Genomic DNA, 4035 nt, shown 5'->3' with positions numbered 1-4035 from the left:
CTGTCGCACAATCTTTGTGCGGTATTGCCCAAGAGATAATTTGAAAGGAAGTGCCATTATGATCAAAAAGTATGTATTCGGAACACCGTTCCCTACCAATGCTGTTGTCACAGAAATGGAAACCGCAAAGGACAAGCTGCCGTTTCTGGAAACTGACAATCAGGGAACTTTTAACTATGCCCTTTCTGAAAATGATATTGTATACGGTCTGGGCGAACAGATTCGCGGTATCAATAAGCGGGGCTGGCAGTATGTGAGCTGGAACTATGACAATCCCAACCACCATGAGGATACTCGTTCTCTTTATGGCTCTCACAACTTCATTCTCATTCGCGGTGATGTGACATTCGGAGCATTCTTCGACTATGCCGGAAAAATGGAATTTGACATCGGCTATACTCGGCGGGACCTGATGCAGATCAAGGCGGCAAAGAATGATCTGGTAGTTTATATCATCACTGGTGAAAATGAAAAGGACATTGTCAAGCAGTTCCGGAAAATCATCGGCAGAAGCTATATTCCCCCGTTCTGGGCGTTCGGTTACGGTCAGAGCCGTTGGGGTTATAAGACCGAGCAGGACATTCGCGAGGTCGCAAAGCGGTATCAGGCTGCTGGTATTCCGCTGGACAGCATTTATCTGGACATTGACTATATGGAACGCTACAAGGATTTTACCGTGGACACTGAGCGTTTTCCGAATCTGAAAGCTCTTGCGGAAGACATGAAGCAGCAGGGTATTCATCTGGTTCCGATTATCGATGCCGGTGTAAAAATTGAAAAAGACTATGATGTTTACGAGGAGGGCGTACAGAACAACTACTTCTGTAAGAATGCAGAGGGCGGCGATTTTGTCGGTGCTGTATGGCCTGGTCGGGTGCATTTTCCGGACTTCCTGCAGCCCGATGCCCGTAAGTGGTTCGGTAAGAAATACGCCGTTCTGACAGAACAGGGTATTGACGGTTTCTGGAATGATATGAACGAACCGGCAATTTTCTATACCGAAGATCGTCTGGCAGACACTTGTGCAGAGATTAAAAAACTGACTTCCGGCAACATGGGCATTCAGGAATACTTCGCATTCACTGGCATGGTGGCAGGACTGAACGGCAATATCGGTGACTATGACAAGTTCTATCACAATGTAGACGGCAAAATGGTGAAGCACAGTGAAGTACACAACCTGTATGGCATGAATATGACTCGCTCTGCCTTTGAGGCATTGCAGGAGATCTGCCCTGAAAAGCGGACGCTGTTCTTCTCTCGTTCTTCTTATATTGGTGCACATCGTTACGGTGGCATCTGGCAGGGTGACAACAAGTCTTGGTGGTCCCATATTCTTCAGTCTATGCAGCAGCTGCCGGCACTGAATATGGCTGGCTTCCTCTTTACTGGCTGTGACACTGGCGGATTTGGCTGCGATACTACCGAAGATCTGATGCTCCGCTGGCTTCAGTATTCTCTGTTTACACCGCTGTTCCGCAATCATGCTGCAGACGGCACCCGTGAACAGGAACTCTATCGTTTTAACAATGTTGCTGCTGCCGGAGAAATGGTCAAGATTCGCTATAGTCTGATTCCGTATCTCTACAGCGAATTCCTGAAAGCAGCTTTGCACGACGAAATGATGTTCAGACCCCTTGCTTTTGATTTTCCGGAAGATGCTGAAGCAGCACAGGTGGAGGATCAGCTTTTCCTCGGCAATGAACTGATGATCGCTCCGATTTACAAGCAGAACGCACAGGGACGGTATGTTTACCTGCCGGAAGAAATGATGCTGGTACGTATGAAGTCTTACGACAACTACGAAACAGAGATTTTGCCGAAGGGGCATCATTATGTGCCGGTGGCTCTGGACGAACTGGTGTTCTTTATCCGGAACCAGAAAGCAATTCCGTTTGCAGAGCCGGCTGAGAGCACAGCAAAGACCGATTTGAGCACGCTCCGGCTGCTGGGATATGCTGATGCTTCTTATGAGTTGTACACCGACAACGGTGTTTCTCCCGATCCGGAAGACAGCCTCTCGGTTTCTACTCTGTAATATCAGTTTTTATAAAAAGAAATATTGAAAATCCCGCTGTGCTGATTGTATGCACAGCGGGATTTTTTTATGTTTGAGAAAAGGCGTTTTATTCTTCTGTACCGACAGTCATTTGCCGCCAACCGATTCCCAGCAGGAACCAGAACATTGGAGCATGGTAAATCAGGCTATCATTGAAAAATGCCGTTAACGCATAAGATAACACTGAGAGCAGCAGTCCGGTGCGGAATGCGTCCCATTTTTCCTGCTTTCCGAAACACTTCCGGAAACCGCATACAAAGAACAGCACCAGTACACCCAGAATCAGCAGCATAGACGGAATTCCGGTATCCTGTGCCACTTGCAGATACCAGTTATGCGGTTTGTTGTACAAGGCGTACACACCGAAGATGTTCAACAGTGCCGGCAAGTCATACTGATTCAGATAGAAAATTGTGGTGGCAGGACCGTGTCCCAGAATCCAGCAGTCCCGTAGTGCAGAAATGGTGTTTGCCCAGACAAATACTCGCCCGTTCAGATAGGGATAGCTCTGCTGAAGAGATTTTGAACTGCTTACTTCCGGTACCTCTGTCAGCGGCGTTTGTCCTACGCCCAGTGCAAGCCAGCTGCCGTTTTGCCGTACCACTTCCAGCGGCGTGGCATAGCCCATCAGAAAATCCAGTCGGTCAGACTGCACCTGCACCTGACAGTGTTTCAATTCCGGTTCGGCAAAGGAACAAGTCATGCCGTCTGCATCGATTTGCGGGGTGACTTCTGTGCCGTTGCAGGTGAATGTCAGTTCCTGCGGTGTCAGATTGTTTCCCGCGGTAGCCACACTGAATGTGGTGTTCGCATTTTTTACGGAAACGGTGTTTCCATTCAAATCGATAGATAGAATCCGGAAGGTTTCCTCCTGTGCCATGCCGATCATGGTGTGCCGGAATTTTTCTGACAAAGTGTCACCGTTCCGGCTCCACAGGAATCCTACACTGCCAAAAACCACTGCGGCGGCAGTAACACCGCAAAGGCAGCCTTTGACTATCGGTTTCCAATTGGTGTGGAATGCCCAGATCAGCAGAAAGACAACTGTCAGTCCAAAGCCCAGCAGAATCGCATTCATGACCTTGGAGAGCAACAGTGCCGTTGCCAGCAGAACCGCTGCCAGAATCTGTACCAGTAAACGTTTGGTAGTTCCCTCGCGGGTAATCAGCGAAACTACTACCGGTAAAAGCATTGCACAGTACATGCCGAGATAGTCTGCATTGCCAAATGTCAGTGATACAGCATCGCCAACGCCGACTGTTCCCTGCAAGCCGCCCAGAAATTGCACGATTGCACTATTGTAATAGCAAATGCCGGAGCGTTCCAGCAATGCCAATACGCCCAGTACAATAGAAAGTACAGTCAGACAGCTTTTTACAAAGTCCAAAACTTCTTTTCGGTCGATCCAGTACCATGCCGCCGCAAACACGACTACGTAACCTACCAGTGCCAGATAACCCTCGTACAACATGTAGATGCCCAGCCACGATTCTGTTGCATACTCTGATGTAATAGTGGACAGCAAGCCCAATAGCAAATAGAGCCCCAGCAGAATAAATACCACTGCCGTAAGACGGGTCATTGGCAATTTTCGCTTTGGGCGGAGTGCAATCTGCTCATAGAAAAACCAGATCACGCCGGCAGCCGCGATTCCCAGCAGGAAAAATTCCCGAAAAAGCTGTTCGAAATCGCTGTAGCCGCCGTCTCCCAGAAAATAGGCAGACCGCACTGCCTGTGGGATTTCTACCGTCAGTGACCTTGTGAGAAACGGGAGAATACACAGGCAGACTGCCAGTATTTTCCCCGGCAATGTCAGCTTTCGTGGTGACGTTGAAAGCGTGACGGATGTTCGATGTTTTTGTTCCATAGAAATTTTCAACCTTCTTTCTTCGAACCGATTTGTTTGTAATCGGTTTCGAGATTCCTTTCCACAAAATATGGTAGGCAATACCGTACAAAGTCGCCAGACGCTCTTT

2 protein-coding genes are annotated in these 4035 nt (G+C 48.5%); one reads left to right on the top strand and one right to left on the bottom strand.

The features are described 5' to 3' along the window. Positions 1-58 precede the first annotated feature (58 nt). On the top strand, positions 59-2038 hold the full coding sequence (locus RUMCAL_RS07800) for a glycoside hydrolase family 31 protein (protein WP_021682176.1): 1980 nt from the start codon (positions 59-61) through the stop codon (positions 2036-2038). 88 nt (positions 2039-2126) lie between these two features. Here RUMCAL_RS07800 and RUMCAL_RS07795 read toward each other — a convergent pair whose 3' ends face one another. Beyond that, complete coding sequence (locus tag RUMCAL_RS07795) at positions 2127-3926, bottom strand: O-antigen ligase family protein (protein WP_021682175.1); 1800 nt, start codon at positions 3924-3926, stop codon at positions 2127-2129. Between the last annotated feature and the right edge of the window lie 109 nt (positions 3927-4035).

Origin of the sequence: Ruminococcus callidus ATCC 27760 (genome assembly GCF_000468015.1) — a bacterium.
Taxonomy (GTDB): domain Bacteria; phylum Bacillota; class Clostridia; order Oscillospirales; family Ruminococcaceae; genus Ruminococcus_C; species Ruminococcus_C callidus.
This window is presented reverse-complemented; position numbering and strand designations above follow the sequence as displayed.

Coding starts and splice junctions, on each gene's coding strand:
- RUMCAL_RS07795 (WP_021682175.1), bottom strand. CDS start 3,926: ATGGAACAAAAACATCGAACATCCGTCACGCTTTCAACGTCACCACGA.
- RUMCAL_RS07800 (WP_021682176.1), top strand. CDS start 59: ATGATCAAAAAGTATGTATTCGGAACACCGTTCCCTACCAATGCTGTT.